The organism is uncultured Shimia sp., assembly GCF_947498095.1.
Classification (GTDB): Bacteria; Pseudomonadota; Alphaproteobacteria; order Rhodobacterales; family Rhodobacteraceae; genus Shimia.
The window spans coordinates 577,056-596,722 of the sequence record NZ_CANMJE010000002.1 but is presented as its reverse complement, the minus strand read 5'-3'; the positions used below and the strand labels follow the sequence as shown (position 1 = coordinate 596,722).

The 19,667-nt window shown below is 56.6% G+C and carries 15 protein-coding genes; 3 read left to right on the top strand and 12 right to left on the bottom strand.

Going from position 1 to position 19,667, the window contains the following annotated elements:
• Window positions 1–48: 48 nt before the first annotated feature.
• The gene (locus tag Q0932_RS06180; RefSeq protein WP_299350583.1) at window positions 49–822 is read right to left on the bottom strand and encodes a 3-hydroxybutyrate dehydrogenase; all 774 of its coding nucleotides are present in this window, start codon (window positions 820–822) and stop codon (window positions 49–51) included.
• Between the two features lie 396 nt (window positions 823–1,218).
• Between Q0932_RS06180 and Q0932_RS06175 the strand changes: the two genes are divergently transcribed.
• Window positions 1,219–2,931: an extracellular solute-binding protein gene (locus tag Q0932_RS06175; RefSeq protein ID WP_299350647.1), complete on the top strand. Its 1,713-nt coding sequence runs from the start codon at window positions 1,219–1,221 to the stop codon at window positions 2,929–2,931.
• Between the two features lie 85 nt (window positions 2,932–3,016).
• Here Q0932_RS06175 and Q0932_RS06170 read toward each other — a convergent pair whose 3' ends face one another.
• From Q0932_RS06170 to Q0932_RS06155, 4 genes are all read right to left on the bottom strand, one after another.
• Window positions 3,017–3,979 (bottom strand): HAD family hydrolase, encoded by a 963-nt coding sequence (locus Q0932_RS06170; protein WP_299350581.1) that lies wholly within the window; start codon window positions 3,977–3,979, stop codon window positions 3,017–3,019.
• Between the two features lie 196 nt (window positions 3,980–4,175).
• Window positions 4,176–5,543 (bottom strand): cytochrome P450, encoded by a 1,368-nt coding sequence (locus tag Q0932_RS06165; protein ID WP_299350580.1) that lies wholly within the window; start codon window positions 5,541–5,543, stop codon window positions 4,176–4,178.
• Complete coding sequence (locus Q0932_RS06160) at window positions 5,536–6,750, bottom strand: hypothetical protein (RefSeq protein ID WP_299350578.1); 1,215 nt, start codon at window positions 6,748–6,750, stop codon at window positions 5,536–5,538. The genes Q0932_RS06165 and Q0932_RS06160 overlap by 8 nt, the downstream gene beginning before the upstream one ends.
• A gap of 103 nt (window positions 6,751–6,853) precedes the next feature.
• Window positions 6,854–7,606 carry a cytochrome c biogenesis protein CcdA gene (locus Q0932_RS06155; RefSeq protein WP_299350576.1) on the bottom strand — a complete coding sequence of 251 codons (753 nt, stop codon included), beginning with the start codon at window positions 7,604–7,606 and terminating at the stop codon, window positions 6,854–6,856.
• 93 nt (window positions 7,607–7,699) lie between these two features.
• On the opposite strand from Q0932_RS06155, the gene Q0932_RS06150 reads away from it, so the two are divergent.
• Window positions 7,700–7,924, top strand: a complete 225-nt coding sequence (locus Q0932_RS06150) for a sulfurtransferase TusA family protein (protein ID WP_299350575.1) — start codon at window positions 7,700–7,702, stop codon at window positions 7,922–7,924.
• A gap of 164 nt (window positions 7,925–8,088) precedes the next feature.
• Here Q0932_RS06150 and Q0932_RS06145 read toward each other — a convergent pair whose 3' ends face one another.
• Window positions 8,089–11,013 (bottom strand): Rne/Rng family ribonuclease, encoded by a 2,925-nt coding sequence (locus Q0932_RS06145; protein ID WP_299350574.1) that lies wholly within the window; start codon window positions 11,011–11,013, stop codon window positions 8,089–8,091.
• Between the two features lie 532 nt (window positions 11,014–11,545).
• Between Q0932_RS06145 and Q0932_RS06140 the strand changes: the two genes are divergently transcribed.
• Entirely contained in the window at window positions 11,546–12,988 is a 1,443-nt protein-coding gene (locus Q0932_RS06140; RefSeq protein ID WP_299350572.1) for an arylsulfatase, read from the top strand.
• Between the two features lie 9 nt (window positions 12,989–12,997).
• On the opposite strand, the gene Q0932_RS06135 is transcribed toward Q0932_RS06140, so the two are convergent.
• The 6 genes from Q0932_RS06135 to purC form a co-directional block, all read right to left on the bottom strand.
• Window positions 12,998–14,476: an adenylate/guanylate cyclase domain-containing protein gene (locus tag Q0932_RS06135; protein WP_299350570.1), complete on the bottom strand. Its 1,479-nt coding sequence runs from the start codon at window positions 14,474–14,476 to the stop codon at window positions 12,998–13,000.
• A 152-nt stretch (window positions 14,477–14,628) separates the two neighbouring features.
• Window positions 14,629–15,963: a sigma-54 dependent transcriptional regulator gene (locus Q0932_RS06130; RefSeq protein ID WP_299350568.1), complete on the bottom strand. Its 1,335-nt coding sequence runs from the start codon at window positions 15,961–15,963 to the stop codon at window positions 14,629–14,631.
• 5 nt (window positions 15,964–15,968) lie between these two features.
• The gene (locus Q0932_RS06125) at window positions 15,969–17,732 is read right to left on the bottom strand and encodes an ATP-binding protein (protein WP_299350566.1); all 1,764 of its coding nucleotides are present in this window, start codon (window positions 17,730–17,732) and stop codon (window positions 15,969–15,971) included.
• 36 nt (window positions 17,733–17,768) lie between these two features.
• A complete protein-coding gene (gene purQ, locus Q0932_RS06120) occupies window positions 17,769–18,437 on the bottom strand; it encodes a phosphoribosylformylglycinamidine synthase subunit PurQ (RefSeq protein WP_299350564.1) in 669 nt (222 codons plus the stop codon).
• Window positions 18,437–18,667, bottom strand: coding sequence for a phosphoribosylformylglycinamidine synthase subunit PurS (purS, locus tag Q0932_RS06115; RefSeq protein ID WP_299350562.1), 231 nt, complete (start codon window positions 18,665–18,667; stop codon window positions 18,437–18,439). The genes purQ and purS overlap by 1 nt, the downstream gene beginning before the upstream one ends.
• Window positions 18,668–18,756: 89 nt before the next feature.
• Complete coding sequence (gene purC / locus Q0932_RS06110) at window positions 18,757–19,512, bottom strand: phosphoribosylaminoimidazolesuccinocarboxamide synthase (protein WP_299350560.1); 756 nt, start codon at window positions 19,510–19,512, stop codon at window positions 18,757–18,759.
• Between the last annotated feature and the right edge of the window lie 155 nt (window positions 19,513–19,667).

Here is a 19,667-nt window from a genome sequence, read left to right as displayed (position 1 = left end):
CGGGGGAGTCGCCCGTTTGGGGCGACGGGGGCAGCGCCTCCAAAAGACCTACAATGCCGTCCACCCCCCATCGACACTGATCGTCGTACCGGTGATCTGGGCCGCCGCGTCTGTACACAGGAACACAGTCGTGCTACCCAACTGCTCAACCGTGGCAAATTCTTTCGACGGCTGTCGTGTCAGCATGACATTCTTCACCACGTCTTCACGGCTCATGTTGTATTCGCGCATTGTGTCGGGGATCTGGGCCTCGACCAGAGGTGTCAGCACATAGCCCGGGCAAATCGCATTACAGGTGATGGGCTCTTGCGCCGTTTCCAACGCTACAGTCTTGGACATGCCCACAACGCCATGCTTGGCGGCAATATAGGCGGCCTTGAACGGTGACGCCGTCAGCCCGTGCGCCGAGGCGATATTCACGATCCGTCCCCAACCACGTTCGCGCATCACCGGCAAGGCTGCGGCCATCGTATGAAAGGTTGAGTTCATGTTGATCGCAATAATCGCGTCCCACTTTTCAACCGGAAACTCATCAATCGGCGCCACGTGCTGAATTCCCGCGTTGTTCACAAGGATATCACAGCCACCTGCCTGTGTTATCAGGTCCCGGCACTCATCACCTTTGGACATGTCAGCTTTGATGTAGCGCGCAGACACGCCAAATTCTGAACCGATCTCGGCGGCCAAGGCGTGATCTTCGTCGCGGTCCGTGAACGAGTTCAAGACGACATCCGCTCCGGCCCGTGCCAACTCCCGAGCGATTCCCAAACCGATGCCTGAGTTCGACCCGGTGATGATGGCGCTTTTTCCTGCAAGTGTCATGTGATGCCTCTGATCGTTATGTCCCTTGCATCATATCATGCTGCACGCGCAAAATAAGGGGTCAAAGCCGCGACACGTATTCCTACCTATGCCCATTCTCAGGCCAAAAAAAACCCCGGCCGAAGCCGGGGTATAGTCATTGAGGCAGGTTTCATACAGGCAAGAAACCTATCGAGCAGTGCCACCTTTATAAGCAATCCTGCGCCGGTCTCCAAGCTAAAAGTTTGATAAGGTTAAAAACCCTCGCTAGCTTGAGGGTCAATAAAAACAGGCACAGGCAGGATTGTCCCAATTATGCGACCAGTATGTTTCCACGCTTTGGTCCAAGGTTTTCTGGGCGCGAGCCTGTTTTCCTTGGCGTTCATGGCCCATGCCGAACCCAGCCACGGAATCGCGATGTATGGCGCGCCCGCGCTGCCTGCGGATTTTGCCGTCCTGCCCTATGCCTATCCAGACGCGCCAAAGGGGGGACGAATCGTCACCGGCAACACCGGAGGATTCGATTCACTCAACCCGTTTCAACGCAAAGGCACCGCGCCATGGCAGCTGCGATTCCTGACCCACGAATCACTGATGGGTCGAAACTGGGATGAACCCTTTTCGCTTTATGGGCTTTTGGCCTCTTCTGTTGAAACGGCTCCTGACCGGTCATGGGTTGAATTCAATTTGCGCCCCGAGGCCAGGTTCTCGGACGGCACCCCGGTCACGGTCGAAGATGTGATCTGGTCCTTTGAAACGCTCGGCACCGAAGGACACCCTCGCTATTTGGGGTTCTGGACCAAGGTTGGGCGCATCGAGGCCACGGGCGCGCGCAGCGTTCGCCTGACATTCAACACATCAGACCGGGAACTGGCGCTGATCGCCGGGCTGCGCCCCATCCTCCAAAAGGCGCAGTGGCAAGAGACACCACTGGCCGAGGCTTCGCTGCCAGACATCCCAATCGGCAGCGCACCCTATGTGGTTCAGGATTTTGAGGCAGGTCGCCAAGTCACGCTGACCCGCAACCCCGATTACTGGGGACAGGACCTGCCTCTGCGCCAAGGCATCGCGAACTTCGATGAAATCCGCATCGACTTTTACGGTGACGGCGACGTGATGTTTGAGGCCTTCAAGGCAGGTGAAATCAGTTATTACCGCGAGTTCGACGCCGAGGCTTGGGCCAGCGACTATGCGTTTCCGGCGATCACCGATGGCCGGATGGTAAAATCAGAAATCCCCCATTCCAAACCTTCAGGCATCACCGGATTTGCCATGAATACCCGCCGCGCGCCGTTTGATGACATTCGTGTCCGTGACGCACTTTTGCACGCCTTCAACTACGAGTTTATCGCAGACACATTGGTCGGAGGTCGTCAGCCCCGCATCTCATCTTATTTCTCCGGCTCATACCTTGCGATGACTGACGGTCCTGCATCAGAGAGCGTTACAGCCCTATTGGCGCCGTTTGCCGACGCCCTGCCCGATGATGCACTCGGGCATTACACCTTGCCGGCCTCGGATGGCAGCAATCGCAATCGCAAGAACATGCGTCGCGCCATGAAACTGATGTCTGAAGCCGGATACGAGGTGGTTGATGGCGTGATGACAGGGCCAGACGGCACACCGTTCAGTTTTGAAATCCTGCTGCGTCAGGGTGACACCCAAGATACGGCGATCACCGATCTCTATCGGAAGTCCCTCGAGAAGCTGGGGATTTTCGTCACCGTATCCGCAGTCGACAACGCGCAATACACGCAACGGATCAACGAGTTTGATTACGATATGACCGATACACGGCGCGCACTCACACTGAGCCCCGGCAATGAACAGGCGCTCTACTGGGGCAGTGCGGCCGCAAACCAGCCGGGATCACGCAACCTCATGGGTATTCGCAACCCTGCGATCGATGCATTGGTATCAACGCTCACAGCCTCGACCAGCGCGGAAGACTTTCGCACGACGGCTCAGGCCCTCGACCGCGTCCTGACCACCGGGCGCTATGTCATCCCGATCTGGTCCTATGCGGTTGGTCGTGTTGCCCATAATGCCAAGCTTCACTATCCCGAAACCCTGCCCCTCTACGGTGACGGTGTCGAATGGCTTCCGGGCGTGTGGTGGCACGAAGAGTAATCCAGCCTTCATTTTGGCAAAAATACTCCGGGGTGAATGGGCGCTTCCTAAAGAAGCGCCCAGAGGGGCAGAGCCCCTGCCCTGATCACTTCCAGATACGCGACCAATCGTTTTTCATATCGACCAGGACCCAGCCCCGGTCGGGACCTTCATCCAGCCCCCGGTTCAGCACACCGATATGTCCTTCTCGGTCATAGGCCCATTCCCGGTCGCCATCCGTGTGCCAGACCAAGATCCCCAACCGCGGACCTTCGCCGGACGTGACCCATTCCAGCATTTGGAAATCCCCATCCGAGTTCCCCCCGGCCAAAATCGGGCGCTTGCCGATATGATGTTGAATACCGACGGGCTTGCCTGCTTTGTCATCAACAAAGAACAACTCTTGCCCCTTCACAATGGTTGGCACACCATCGATCACCTCATAGGTCGAGGTCGTAGAGCTGCCAACAACCTGCTGCGGAGGTATTCCATAAGCGTCTTCGGCAAAGACTCTCATGAACTCAATGCCACCGCCTGAAACGATGTAGGTCAGAAATCCCTGATCCCGCAGATACCGCAAGAGTTCCAGCATCGGCTGGTACAGCATCTCATCATAAGGCTGCCCTGTCTTTGGGTGCCGTGCAGTTTCCAGCCACGCCGCGACGTCCGTCGCAAAGGTGTCCAGAGACATATTGGCATGCGAGGCTTTCAGGATCTCGACCAAGCCTTCCTTGCCGCTGGCCAACACAGCTTTCATGTCACCATCTGCCGCGGCCTTGATTGCCGGCGATGTCAGCATCGAAGGATCACTCGCTGCCATCTTGGCAACCTGATCGATGGCAAAGATCAACTGGAAATACACTGGCTGTTCGGCCCAGAGCGTGCCGTCATTGTCAAACACCGCGATCCGGTCGCTCTCGGTCACATAGTCGGGTGACGCCGGATCGGATACGGCTTCAACAAATTCGATAATACTGGTTTTGTTCGCGCCCTCAGTCCACGAGGGCAACGGGTCGGCATTCACGGTAGACGCTAGAAAAACAGCGCCTATTACCAAGCGAAATAGCATGAAATCCTCCTATTCGAAGCCAGCATAAACACGTTCAAAGACGACTGGCTTTACAAAATGCAATACGGCGCGCATGCCGCTTTCTATAGTTACCATCAGACAATCTAAGGCGCAGGTTTGGCAAGGTAATGTCGACTATTTTGCCAACCCGGCGAAAACCGGCTTGTGGGAATACGCCGGATCCGAGTGTCGAGGGTCAACGACGTGTCAGAGTCAGCCAAATCCCATCTTTCGCCCGCACGGTCAGATGCGCCTGCGGCACAGGCTCGTGCCCCTCAACCACCTCAAATCGAAACGCCCTGACCAGCAAAGACAGGATCAGCGGCCCCTCGATCATGGCAAATGCGGATCCGGGGCATACCCGTTGTCCGGCGGAAAACGGGAGATACGCCTTGCGCAGACCTTCCTTGCCGTTCTCGGTCTGGAACCTTCCGGGGTCAAATTCGTCAGGGCGCTCCCACATGCGATCATGGCGATGCAGATGCCAGGGGCTTAGCACGATCTGACTGCCCTTTGGCACCTCGCGCTCCCGAAACCGTTCTGGACAGGCTGCCTCGCGCACCATCATCGGCACCGGCGAATAGAGCCGCATGGCTTCACGAAACACATCTCGAGAGACCCGCAACTTGCTGACCGCCGAAAAGTATATCTTGCCCGGATCCATGACCTCGCGCGCCTCTTCGGCCAGTTTCTCCTGCCACTCCGGGTAACGCGCCATGAGGTAAAGCGCCCAGGCCAAGGCAGAGGCGCTGGTTTCATGCCCCGCCAAAAAGAAAATCGCGACCTGATCCACCATTTCTTCTGTATCAAATACATCGCCGGTCAGCGGGTCTGCGGTGGTCATGATCTTGGTTGCCAGATCATCCGGTGCGGTTCCGGCCTTGATCTCAGCCATCCGCTCTGCGGTTAACTGTTCGATCAACCCTCTGATCTGTTTTGCAGTCTCTTTCGTTTTGCGGCTGTGAAACCGCGGCATCCATTTTGGCAAGGGCAAAAGTGCGCCAAGATTGACGACAGGCTGTGCTATCTGATGCTCACGGAATGTCGAAAACACAGCGCCCGCAACCTCATGCTCAATGGGGATTGAAAACAAGGTGCGAAAAATCACATCTGCCGCGGCGTGGCTGGTCTGGGCCTCAATCTCAACAGGCCCCTGATCGGCAAACTTGTCCAGCCGCTCGACAGCTGCAACACCCGCATCCCACATTGCCGGGAACGTGTCGCGCAAACGACCGCCCTCAAACGCCGGATCGATAATGCGGCGCTGGCGCTTCCATGTTTCACCATTGGTGATGAATACCGAATTGCCCAAAAGCGGAAATAGCCCCTCGCGCACACGGTCTGATTTCGGAAAATCATCCGGACTCCCTTTGAGAACCAAATCTACCAACTCCGGGTCATTGCACATATAGCTGCGGAAAAACGGCGTTCGAAACTCGGCCATCCACGCGTGGTACAGCCGCGATGGCTGCGCCGACAAGATATCCTTGCGAAACAGCCGAAAGTACTTCCACAGGCTCACTTTGTCGGGCCTTGAGGCCGGTTTTGGGGGCAGATCAGGCATCAGTCACCTCAGTAAACCTATTGACCGCTTTTTCGATCCGGCTTGCCGAGGGGGATCTGCCCTCAAACCGTTCACCAAGAGTTTTTGGCCCTGCAGTGATGCGGAAATAGTCATAGTCTCCGGGAGTGTCGAAAGCGCAAAGATACTGGAAATGTAGCCTGAAAAAGCGCCAGCGCAGCTCTTTCCAGCGGTCAGGGCTGAGGGTTTGTGTAAAGGCTGCACTGAGCACCAGCGGCCAGCGTTTGCCAGCCTCCGGCGCAACACCGGTGACCGACACAGGGTCACACAGAGCAAAGGCACAGCCATCCCCCGGCGCTGTAACGTCAATCCAAGGCATGGATTGGGTCGACAGAAATTGCAGATCACCGCGCAAACGATGGGCCAATGGCAAAAACGACACCATCGGTACGACCTGCCCTAAAGACAGAAAGCTTAAGACCGGCCCCTGTTCCGGCACCCGACCGTCCCGGATTAAGTCGGCCAGGATCGATACCGCCAGATGCGCACCCGAGGAATGGCCGATGACCAGCACCTCATCTGCGTCGCCTTGCAATGCGTCGGCAATACGGACGGCAAATTCAGCCATCCGCGCCTCTAGCTCCGGCGGGTTGGCGCCTTTGGATTGCGCCGAATAGGCATAGTCGTGCATCAGATAATAGGCGAAAAACTTGTTGTCTCGCTTGCGAAACCAATTGAGCAGGAACGGCACAATCACCAGTCCACCCCAGGCGGTCCAATCCGGCAACCAGATCGCCGCCGCCTGTCCCAGCCCATAGGTCACCAACAACGACAGCAGCAATTGCACCAACAGAAACACAACCGGGTAAAGCGCTGCGATCACGGGACCTTTGCGCAACCTCATCAGCCGCCCCAGCGTCCCGCTGGCAATGTACGTCCAGGCCGTGCGCGCCAGCTGTACATATGTCGCCGTAATGCCCAACCCCATGCTGTCGCGCACAATATCAGACCAGACCAACACCTCAAAATCGGCCTGCGTCACGCCACCTTCGATCTGGCCTTCGACATGCCAACCATAGGGACCGCCAGCCTGTTTGGCCGACAGGGCAATCTCATAGTCCGATATCCCGGCCTGCGCCGCGCCCTCTTTGCGGTAAAGCTCGCGGTAACGCCTTGGGTGAATAGGGTCATAACCCGGAATGTAAAACACCCGGCGGCTTTTCACGGAAATATGTGCAGCCTCAGCCATCTGACCTCTCGAACCTGAGGATCACATTAGCCGCGCTTTCGGGCTGAAGTAAGTCTAAACAGCGACGTGAAAGATACCGATTTGCTGCGCCTTTTCAGGCCTGTTAGCCGATCTCGGCCAGTGCCGGGAAGGTTTCCAGCAACCAATAGGAAAACGCCGCGAAACCGCCGGTCAGCATCAAAAGCCCAATGGTCCACAACAAGAGGCCCATGACCCGCTCAATCTGTTGCATATGGCGCTTCATCCAAGACATCACACCGGTCATCTGCGGCAAGAAGGCTGCCACCAAAAGGAACGGAATCCCAAGTCCGATGGCGTAAACCCCCAGCAACAACGTGCCACGGGTTAGAGAGGCCTCAGATGCCGCCAGAGACAGGATCGCACCCAGTTGCGGGCCAATGCAGGGGGTCCAGCCGAAAGCAAACGCGAGCCCCAGAATATAGGCCCCAAATGCACTGCCGCCCTTTTCACCGACGTCCAAACGCGCTTCACGATCAAGAAATCCGATCCTGTAGACGCCCACGAAATGTGCCCCAAAGATCATCACCACGACACCGGCAATGGTGTTCAAAGTGCTCTGAAACTGCAGGAACATCGTGCCAATCGCCGAGGCGGTAAACCCAAGGAAAAGAAACACTGTGGACAGGCCCAGTACAAAAAACAGTGCCGCCATCACCACCTTGGACCGCTTTGCGGCCCCTTCGGACATGTCGTTCAATGACACCCCGCTCATATAGGCCAGATAAGGCGGAACAACCGGCAAAACACAGGGGCTGATGAACGAGACCCCCCCGGCCAAAAGTGCCACGAGCATCGCAGGCAGCAACCCCGCGTCGATGATTTCGATTCCAAACATATCGCCCTCTTACTGCATCGCGAAACGAAGGTCACGATGCCCTCCTGTCACATCTTTGTGGACAGGCCGCCGTGCCGCGCATATGTGACGGATATGACCCAAGATCTCGACGCCATCGGCCTCTTGTGCCCCCTGCCCGTTCTCAAACTCAGGAAGCGCTTGCAAACCTTGAAGGCTGGCGACCGAATCCGGCTGATTGCGGATGACCCTGCGGCCATCGTTGATGTTCCACATTTCTGCAACGAAAGCGGCCACAGGTTGATTGAAAGCACTGACCTAGACGGAAGGCTGGTCTTTCTGGTCGAAAAACGCAGCTGATATCTGTCACGTCCAACCTTCATTTTGGCACAAATACTCCCGCCGGAGGCTTCCAAAGTTTCCGTGAGCGATGACGTTGCCAACGGGCGAACACCGTCACCACAATTCCCAAAAGAAAAGGCCGGGGGTCGATCCCCCGGCCTTTTCTACATCTGTTCAAACAATTAACGGCCTGCAGACCACCAACCTTTGCGTTTAGGCTTGGGCGGGGCTTCCGGGATCGGCTCAGCCACAACTTCGGGCTCAGGCGCTGGCTCAGCCACGACTTCGACCTCTACAGCCTCGGGAGCCGCCACGTCTTCCACAACCGCCTCAGTGGGTTCCGCGACAATGGTCTCTGCTGGTGCAGTTTCGACAACTTCACCGTTCAGCTCAGCGCTATCTTGTGCTGCAACCTCTGCCGGTGCCGCTTCAGCGTCAGCTTCTACAGCAACGTCGTCAGTCTTTGCTTTCGAACGGCTGCGCGAGCGTGACCGACGTGAGCGGGTTTTCTTGGGCTTTTCTTCAACGCCATCTGCCGCCTCAGCCGCTTCCGCCGCCTCACCTTCCGCATCTGCGTTTACTTCTGCAGATGTCTCACTCGTGGCTTCGGCCTGAGACACGCTTACGTCACCATTCTCTGCGTTTTGCTCTTCGCCGTTTCCACCGGATTTGCGACGACGGCGACGACGACGACGGCGCTTGGGTTTACCCTCGCCATCCTCTTCAGCAGTCGACGCAACACTGGGTGCCGCGGGTGCTTCTTCTTCGTCAACTTCGTCCATGATCGACGTGTCAACCGACACCACAGGTGCGGCAACCTCAGCCACTGACCGGGTCGCAGTTTTGAACTTCTCAAGCGTAAAGTCTGGTGAAACCAGATGCGGTTCACCTTCAATCCGAACCGACAGACCATAGCGCGCTTCGATCTGCGCGACGTGCTCGCGTTTCTGGTTCATGATGTAGTTGGCAATCGCAACCGGACATTTGACCAACACTTCGCGTGACCGGCGACGAGTGCCTTCTTCTTCGATCTGGCGCAGGATCGACAGCGCTAGGTTGTCATCCGAACGGATCAGGCCAGTGCCATGACAGGCCGGGCATGGCTGTGTCGTCGCCTCGATCATACCGGGGCGCAGACGCTGGCGCGACATTTCCATCAAGCCAAAGCCCGAGATGCGACCCACCTGAATGCGGGCGCGGTCGGTCTTGAGCTTGTCTTTCATGCGCTTTTCGACGGCGGCATTGTTCTTGCGCTCGTCCATGTCGATAAAGTCGATCACGATCAATCCGGCAAGGTCACGCAGACGGAGCTGGCGGGCCACTTCTTCGGCGGCCTCGAGGTTGGTCTTGAGCGCGGTTTCTTCGATCGAGCCTTCTTTGGTGGCACGTCCTGAGTTGACGTCGATCGCCACCAGCGCCTCAGTGACACCAATCACGATGTAGCCACCGGATCGCAGTTGAACCGTCGGGTTGAACATCGATGACAGATAGCTTTCCACCTGATAACGCGCGAACAACGGCAGCCCGTCTTCGTATTTCTTCACGTTCTTGGCGTGGGACGGCATGATCATCTTCATGAAGTCTTTGGCGATGCGGTAGCCGCGTTCGCCTTCGACAAACACCTCGTCGATCTCACGATTGTAAAGGTCGCGGATCGAGCGTTTGATCAGGTCGCCTTCTTCATAAATCTTGGCCGGCGCGATAGACTTCAGTGTCAGCTCGCGGATCTGTTCCCACATGCGCTGAAGGTACTCATAGTCACGCTTGATCTCGGCCTTGGTGCGCTTGGCCCCTGCCGTGCGCACAATCAGACCAGCGCCCTGTGGCACGTCGATCTCGTTGGCGATCTCTTTCAGCTTCTTGCGGTCGACTGCGTTGGTGATCTTGCGGGAGATCCCGCCACCTCGCGCCGTGTTCGGCATGAGGACGCAGTAGCGCCCGGCCAATGACAGGTAGGTTGTGAGAGCAGCACCCTTGTTGCCACGCTCTTCCTTAACGACCTGCACCAGCAGGATCTGGCGCACTTTGACCACTTCCTGGATTTTGTAGCGACGCGGACGTGGTTTGCGCGGTGGACGAATGTCTTCGCTGTCGTCCTCATCGGCTACAGACTCAATGGTTTCGTCCTTGGACGACGCTTTCGAGCCCTTGGCTGCGGGTTCATCGTCTTCGTCGGGCGCTTCGGTGCCATCGTCGCTTTCAACAGCGTCATCGGCGGTATCCTCAGAAGCTTCGACCTCGACCTTGGCGTCGACCTCGGCAGGAGCGTCCGTTGCTTCTGTGTCGGCCTCCACGGGTTCAGCAGGCGCCTCTTCGGCGGCCGCGTCCTTGGCCTCGGCTTCGGTTTCTTCACCGGTTTCCGGATCCTTGGTCGCAACTGCGTCTTCGCCTTCGGTCTTGGCAGCAATGGTTTTGCCGCCTTTGTCCTCGGCGTCTTTGTCCTCGGCGTCTTTGTCCGTGTCACCATCAGCGTCTTCTACAACATCAGGTGTCGCGACAGTATCTTCTGACACGTCTTCAGCAACAACCACTTCCGCCTCAACAGCTTCCGCAGGTTCTTCAACAGGCGTTTCCTGCACCAATTCCATCGGCGACAGGCCTTCGGCGGTGTCATTACCCAGATCGATGGTTTCCATACCGTCAATCTGTTCCGGCGTTGCCTCCTCGGTGGACGCGTCTGTTACATCCGTCGCATCAACCGCCTCGGTTGCCTTGGTGTCTTTCTTGGTCTTCGAACGCGACCGGCTGCGCGAACGCGAGCGGGATGGTTTCTTTTTCTTGTCGTCTTCCTCGTCGTCGCGCGCCTTCATCGACTCGGCATAGGCGCGCTCTTCCTCCATGAGCGCTTCGCGATCCGCGACCGGGATCTGGTAATAATCCGGGTGAATTTCCGAGAACGCCAGGAATCCGTGCCGGTTTCCACCATAGTCCACAAAGGCCGCTTGGAGCGAAGGCTCCACTCGGGTGACTTTGGCGAGATAGATGTTTCCTGCTAGCTGACGTTTGTTTTCAGATTCAAAGTCAAATTCGTCGACCTTGTTTCCGTCGACCACCACAACGCGGGTCTCTTCCGCGTGGGTGGCATCGATGAGCATTTTCTTAGCCATGTTATCCGTTTGCACCCGCGCAATCGACCGTGCCCCGGTGGGGCATTGAGGCTGTGTTGGGCGGGGTGTCTTGTCTGGGCGAGGACAAGCGCGCGGCCAAGAGGGACGCGTACGGCCTCTGCTCGGTCTATCAAATGTATCGCGCGCTTCATCGCGTTTCTTCTCCGACGCATGGGAATAAGAATGTCCCGGCGCCTGTTACATGCCCTCCGCGGAGCGGTTCGGGCGTCTCTCTAGCCCTAGATACAAGGGCTCAATCGGTCTGAACGGGGCGTCTGGCGCTTTATCTGGCCGCGTGTCACGTTCAGCGAAACTCATGTCAGAGGCCCCAATTGGGGACTCTCTACCGTCCTAAATAAGACCACGTTGTGGATAATTACAATGGCAAAATCCCTGACCATTCGAAAACGCATGGAAATCTTACACCTTTCGCGCAGTCTTACTGGCTTGCTCTTACAAACTCAGAGGATTTGTACGATCTGGCGACGTGGGCTAACCTTCAACCTATTGAAGAAAAAAAAGGGATCTCCTCATGCGTCTAATATTGCTGTTATCGCTCATAGCGACCTTGTCGCTGTTCTCTGTCACGACCGCGGCGCATGCGGACGACAAACCCAACGTTGTTTTCATCTTTCTGGATAACTTCGGTTGGGGTGAACCCGGCTTTAATGGCGGTGGCATCATTCGCGGTACGCCCACTCCTGAAATGGACGCGCTTGCCGCCGAAGGGCTGCGCCTGACAAATTTCAATGTTGAAGCACAATGTACCCCATCGCGCGCGGCCACCATGACCGGTCGCTACGGCATCCGCAGCGGCAACCACACCGTACCCTTGGGCGGAGGTGTCTATGGCCTTACCCAATGGGAAGTCACCATGGCCGAAATGCTGAAGGATGTCGGCTATGATACTGCAATGTATGGCAAATGGCACCTTGGCTGGTCCGAAGGACGCTACCCTAGCAGCCAGGGATTTGACGAATTCTACGCGGTTGAAACCACGGATGTCACGGTATGGCCCACCCTCAGCGGCTATGCCGATCAAGGCATGGAAGAGAATGTTGTCATGCAGGGCGTCGCAGGAGAACCTGCGACAGCCGCACGCGCATATGACCTGGAGTATCGCGCAGAAATCGATGGCGATCTCACCGAAAAGGCGATCGACTTTATCAACCGCAAATCGGGCGAAGACAATCCATTCTTTGTTTATCTGGCTTACACGCAGACCCACTACCCCAACATTGCGGCCAAGGAATTTGACGGCGCAACGGGCAACGGTGTCTGGGCAGATATCCTGTTGCAGGTCGACACCTATATCGGTCGTGTGAACCAAGCCCTGGAAGACGCAGGGGTGGCAGACAATACCATCGTGATCTTTACGGCCGACAACGGCCCCGAAGCACTGCAAGTAGGCAGTTCGAATGTCTCTCCCGTTCCCGCCGTTCAAGGCATCGCCGGCCCATGGCGCGGAACTCTCTTCACCAGCCTTGAAGGCAGCATGCGCGTGCCCTTTGCGATCAAGTGGCCGGGCAAAATTCCTGCCGGATCGGCCAGCAACGGCGTCGTTCACTCGATGGATCTGTTCCCGACTCTGGCGGCTTTTGCCGGAGGCTCCGTGCCCAAAGACCGTCCCTTCGACGGCATCGACCAGTCGGCATTGTTCCTTGGTAATCAGGATTCCTCGAACCGCGAAGGTGTGATTGTTTACATGGGCTCACAGATCTTTGGCGTGAAGTGGAACGACTGGAAGGTCATGTTCAAGGAAAACTCCGGCGTCTTCGGCGCCACCGAGACCTTTGACACACCGCGCATCTACAACCTTCTGAACGACCCGCACGAGCGCGACAATGTGTTGTTCCCCTACACATGGGTCGCCGAAAGAGCGATGCCACAGCTATATGAGCACGCGGCGTCGTTCAAAGAACACCCGCCGATTCCGCCGGGCACACCGGACCCTTATGTGCCAGCAAACCAGTAAGGTTTTAAGTTAAGTCGACCGAAGCCGCGCCAGTGCTTTTTCCAGCGCCTGCGCGGCTTCTTCTTTTTGTTCTTCGGCAATCCGGTCCAGATCGATTTCCACCGCTACGCCCTCGGCGGCATGGCTCACCAGATTGCTCTCAACGCCCTCTCCATCTTGCACCCCCTTCACACTGAAGGTTTTCACCGGGCGGGGAAAGCCTTTGACCGTGATCGGCACGCCCTCTTCTGCCACAACCCAATCGCTCACCAGGGAATGTGTCTCATTGGCCAAGAGAATACCTCCAACCTCTGCTGCACTCTCCAGTCGCGCCGCGAGGTTCACCTCTGAGCCGATGATGGTGTAATCCATCCGGTCTTCGGAGCCAAAGTTGCCAACAGTGCAATAGCCAGTGTTGATCCCGATCCGCAGCTCGAACGTCCGCTCCAATCCCATATCCAGCCATTCCTGCCCCAGTGCCCGTACCCGTTTCTGCATCGCCAGCGCCATGCGCACGCATTGATAAGCATCTTCTTTCACACCCCGGCTCGCAGGATCACCGAAATACACAACGATGGCATCGCCGATAAACTTGTCGATTGTGCCGCCATGCTCCAGCGCGATCGTGGACATCTCGGTCAGATAACGGTTCAACAGCGCGGTCAGTTCTTCGGACTCCAACTGGTCCGTAATCTCTGTGAAATTTGCGATGTCCGAGAAAAACACAGTCAGTTTCTTGCGTTTTGACGAGACCTCCACCTTTTGGTCGCCACTAAAAATCGACGCATAAAGCTGGGGCGACATGTATTTGCCCAGTTCGCTTGACAATTTTTCCAGCAATTCCGCACGATCTGCCTGTGCCTGGACACTCATCAACCTCAAGCGCGTGTTCGACAGCGTGACGCGCCAGCCTTCAAGTATGAACCGCGTCACACCGAGAATTCCGGCAATGCCAACTGTCACCAGCCAGCCCGTCGATGCTACTTCGTTCAAGATAGCCGCAACAAAAATTGTCGCCATCAATGGTACAAAGAACCCCAAAGCCCCGCACGGAAGGGACACCAGTGTCAATGCTCCGGTGATGCTGATGGAAATCAGAATCATCATCAATAGCGCCGCTTTTTCCGGGCTCAAAGCCCCGATCATCAGCCAAGCCGTCACCGACCAGATCACCCCTAAGACAAGGGCAGACCCCCACAGGATGCGTATGGTGCGTGGACGCACGAACTTGGGGCGGGGCTTTCCAAGTAATAAGTGGTAGCGGTGCGCAAACGTTCCCAGAAGAATAAGCTGGCAGGCCATGGAATAGACGGCGCCAGATGAAATAACGGCTCGCCAATCCAGGCTTAGCGTGAGGAAAATAACCAGAAGATTACCACCTATGACCCCCGGCAAGGCGGCTTGGTTCTGCACAGTCTGAACGATGCGAATCTCATCGCGCACCCGCGCTTCCAATTCGGGGTCAATCATCTGCTCTGCACTTTGGCCTGAAGCGACAGTCGATGCCATGAGGCGCCCTCCTCTATCGCTGATACAAGGGCTGTCATGACCGCACAGCAGACCCCGTTGCGTCAATGCCTAGTTGAACAAAGCGCGCCGTTCAGAGGCCGCTCCAAGCGGCGAACGACACTGCCTCCGCATCTGGATCTCCCTCTCTGACCCTAGAGGTAATCCGCCCGCTGCAACCCGTACTTGGCCATCTTCTCGTTCAGCGTCCGACGCGGCAGGCACAGCTCTTCCATGACACTGGCAATCGACCCGCGATGCCGGCGCATGGTGTTATCGATCAGCATCCGCTCAAAGGCGTCGACGTATTCTTTCAAAGGCTTGCCTTCGGTCGTCATCACAGGCTGCATTTCCTCGTGATCGGACATCAACAGTGATGCGATGGTCCCTTCGCCGCGGCGGCTTTGCAGCACCGCGCGCTCTGCGAGATTGATCAGTTGGCGTACATTCCCCGGCCAAGGCGCTTGCAACAGTTGCGCGGCTTCTTGCGCAGAAACCTTTGGTGCTTCGCAACCGTAATCATCCGCAAATTGCTCGGAAAGCCGTGTGAACAGAGTAAGGATATCTTCACCACGCTGACGCAAAGGAGGCACCGTGATGCGCAATGCAGCTAGGCGGTAGAACAGATCAGAGCGCAGCGCGTCTTCGGCGGTGCGATCCTGTTCCTGCAAGTTGGAAATCGCGACGATCCGCGTTTCAGATGGGCTGCCTTGCTCGTTGATAATGTTAAGTAATTTTCCCTGAAGCGTATCTGGCAGACGTTCAATGTCTTCCAGCACCAATGTTCCGCCACGCGCTTCTTCAATCGCTGGCAGCTGGCTGTCTTCGGGTAACATGGGCCCGAACAACCGCCGCGCCAGAGCCTCTTCTTCAAAGGCACCACAGCTGACCAGCACAAATTTCTTGCCTGCACGACTGCCCACCGCGTGTAACGCATGCGCCACCAGCGTCTTGCCGGTGCCGGTCTCTCCATCGATCAGCACATGGCCGTCTGCCTGCCCAAGATCAAGGATGTCTTCTTTCAGACGGTCCATCACCGGGCTGGAGCCGATCAGCTTCTTCATCAATTGGCCACCGTCGCTCAACTCGCGTCGCAAGGCGCGGGCATCCAATGTCAGACGGCGGGCGTTGGTGGCTTTCTTGGCCAATTGGCTCATGCGGTCTGGGTTGAACGGCTTTTCAAGGAAGTCATAGGCCCCCACCCGCATCGCTTCGACCGCCATAGGAACGTCACCGTGACCGGTGATCATGATGACCGGCAGCGTGCTGTCCGAGCCCATCAATTTCTTCAGGAATTGCATTCCATTCATGCCCGGCATGCGGATGTCCGTGATCACGATCCCTGGATAGTCCGGCCCCAAGGCCTTTAGCGCGTCCTCGGCGCTGGCAAAGGTTTCCGTGTCGTACCCTGACAATGCCAGCCACTGGCTGATCGACTGCCGCATATCCTGTTCGTCATCGACGATGGCAATTTTCATACCCTGAGCCATACCCGTTACTCCGCTGCCTCAATGTCTTCACTCAAAATAGGAAGCTGAACTTCGAAAACAGCCCCCCTGCTCTGCCCATTTCGGGCTGTAAGTCTGCCACCTAAGTCGCTTATAATCCCTGAAGAAATTGCCAAACCCAATCCAACACCGTCACCCGGTTGCTTCGTGGTGAAGAATGGTTCGAAAAGGTCATCGAGATTCTCAATACCAGGTCCATTATCACGCACTGTCAGCGTGGCGGTTTCTCCGGCGGCAAGGATGATCTCAATCTCGGGATCACGCTCGCCTTTGATGGCATCCAGTGCATTCCTCAGCAGGTTGATGATAACCTGCTCAATACGCATCCGGTCCCCCATCACACGCACAGGTTCATCCGGGAGAATGCGGCTGATACGAATGTGACCTTGCCGCAATTGCGGTTCCATCATCGACAAGGCCGAGTTCAGCGCCTCGGCCATATTGACCGGACGAAAGTCATCGCCTCCCTTGCGGGCGTAAGACTTCAATTGCTTGGTGATGGCGCCCATACGTTCAATCAGATCGTCGATCCGCTGAAACGACGACAAGGCCTCGTCTGGGCGATTGCGTCGCAACAACAGACGCGCGCCTGCCAGATAGGTTTTCATCGCCGCAAGAGGTTGATTTAACTCGTGACTTACGGCGGCCGACATCTCACCCAAAGCGGCCAGCTTTGAGCTTTGGGCCAGGGATTGCTCGGCCACGGCAAGGCTTTGCTGCATACGCTCACGTTCCGAAATCTCACGTTGGAGACGCAGGTTCAACGCCCGCAAGCTGGCACTTTCGCGCTGGAACAGGATCATGCGCAAAGTGTTCTTGCGGTTCATCACGTAGAACCCCAACGCGATCAGGACCGCAAACGCCATGATTTCCAAAGCCAATACGGCATTCACCCGTTCGCGCACGCTGGTGTAGGTCGTGAAAGATGTAATCCGCCAACCTCGGAACGGAATGCGCGCATCTTCGCGCATCACGCCTTCGCCTTGAATATAGGCATCTGCGGGCAATTGCGTCCAATCTGCTGTGGCTTGGATTGCGCGTTCGATCGCCCCTTCGGCAGGTTGACGGGCCAGAGCCGCCTCTTCGCTCAAGCCCCGCCAGCGCGGTTCCGTCGTCAGAATGATGGTGCCTTCGCTGTCGGTTACGAACACCGCATCGGATATCCCGGCCCAGGCCCGCTCAAACTTGCGAAGGTCAACCTCTACAGCAATGACCCCAATGACCTGACCCTGAAAATCCAATCTCTTGGCATAGGTGAAATGATAGGCTCCGGTGTCCTGACGCGCGCTGGAAAAGACTGTAAGATTGGATCGCATCGCGTTGATAAAGAACTCATTTTGGCGATTTGGCGCGCCAATCTTTGTGCGGTCAGTCGCAGCCACGGTGCGGCCATCAGAATCCAGCAACATGATCGAAGCTGCGCCGATCTCTTCAACAAAAGAGATCAACCGCGCGGTAGATTGTGAAAAGTCAGCGGATGTCAGCGCGGTGATCAGCTGCGGGTCTTTCGCCAAAAGCTGTGGCACAATGGCATTGCGGCGCAGTTCAGATTGCAGGTTGCCTGAATAAAGCGCCAATCGCAGTTCGGCGCGGTTGCGCGTGTTTTGGGTGAAGCGATCTGTCAGGAACGAATTGGTAACCCAGATCGTGACCCCTGCCATCACAACAACAAGAGCCAACGCAAAGCGCACGCGCCAAGTGGACCGGCGCGGTTCTTCGTCATCCTGTATGTGAAGCGGTTCGCTCTCCATGCCCCGAGACTACGCGCCCCGGGACAGGGTCTCAAGTCAGGCGCTGGCCAGTTGGTCTACAAGCGAGCGGAACATTGCCACCCCGTCGGTACCGCCGTGACCTTCGTCAGCTGCACGCTCGGGATGCGGCATCATTCCCAGAACCCTGCGGTTCTTGGAAATCACACCGGCAATATCCGCCACGGATCCATTGGGATTGTCATCGTAGGTAAAGGCAATGCGACCTTCCCCTTGCAACTGCGCCAGCTTTTCGTCGGTCACAAAATAGTTGCCATCATGGTGTGCGATTGGCACGTCGATGACCTGCCCAACTTCATATTGGCTGGTAAAGGCGGTTTCGGCGTTTTCAACGCGCAAGCCCACGGTCCGGCAGATGTATTTCAGCCCGGCATTGCGGCGCAGAGCACCTGGCAGAATGCCTGTCTCGGTCAGAATCTGGAACCCGTTGCACACGCCAAGGGCAAAGCCTCCGCGTTCGGTATGCGCGATCAGGGATTTGCAAATCGGCGAGTTCGCAGCAATTGCCCCGCACCGCAGGTAATCTCCGAAAGAAAACCCACCCGGAACCCCAACGATATCAAGACCCTGAGGTAGTTCGGTGTCCTTGTGCCACACCATCGTGACATCCATGCCGGCCTGTTCGAACGCCACCGCGAGATCGCGGTCACAGTTTGATCCGGGAAAAACGATGACGGCGACTTTCATCACATGAGCTCCACGCGGTAGCTTTCGATCACGGTGTTGGCCAGAAGCTTTTCACACATGTCTGTCACTGTATCTTCGGTGGTGCCCTCTGCGAGGTCCAGCTCAATCACTTTGCCCTGACGCACACCTTCAACGCTATCAAATCCTAGACTGCCAAGCGCGTGGCGCACGGCCTCGCCTTGCGGATCCAGAACTCCGTTTTTCAGCATCACATAGACACGCGCTTTCATCAGTCTTTTCTCCGGTATGACAAAGACACCTCATGGCGTCTTGTTTGTAATAGTACTCAGGTTCTGGCGCCCTTTCCGAGCGCCCTTGATCAATTCACCAGCGTTGGTTTCGGGCCAGTGCCCTTTGGCAGAACACCCAGACGGCGCGCAACTTCGGCATAGGCATCGGTCAAGCTTCCGAGATCACGGCGGAACACGTCTTTGTCCAGCTTTTGATTGGTTTCGATATCCCAAAGGCGACAGCTGTCAGGGCTGATTTCATCGGCCACGACCAGACGCTGAAAATCACCTTCATATACGCGGCCAATCTCGATCTTGAAATCGATCAGTTTAATGCCGACGCCATACATGACACCGGACATGTAATCGTTGACCCGCAGTGCGAGGCCCAGAATGTCGTCCATGTCCTGCTGACTGGCCCAGCCAAAGGCAGCGATGTGCTCTTCCGAAACCAGCGGATCACCCAGCGAGTCATCCTTGTAGCAGTACTCCACGATCGGGCGCGGCAACTGGGTGCCCTCTTCGATTCCCAAACGTTTGCTCATAGTGCCTGCGGCAAAGTTCCGCACGATGACTTCCAGCGGAATAATCTCGCAAGAGCGTACAAGCTGTTCGCGCATGTTCAGACGCTTCAGGAAATGTGTCGGCACACCGATCTGGTTCAGCCCCAGCATGAAATACTCACTCAGGCGGTTGTTCAGCGCGCCCTTGCCGTCGATCACGTCTTTTTTCTCAGCGTTAAACGCGGTCGCATCGTCCTTGAAATACTGGACAATTGTCCCCGGCTCCGGGCCTTCGAACAAAATCTTAGCCTTGCCTTCGTAAATCTTCTTACCGCGCGCCATCGAGAGTCTCTTTCTTGTCTCGCGGGGGCGAGTCCCCACTTCATGGCGCCCTCTTAAATCATGGGCGGCATTGTCGCAAGCGCGCCTCGCCCCTTGCGGCGAGAGGTCCTCCCGTGCATACAAGGGCCAACGTCAACATTTGCAAGGACATGAGC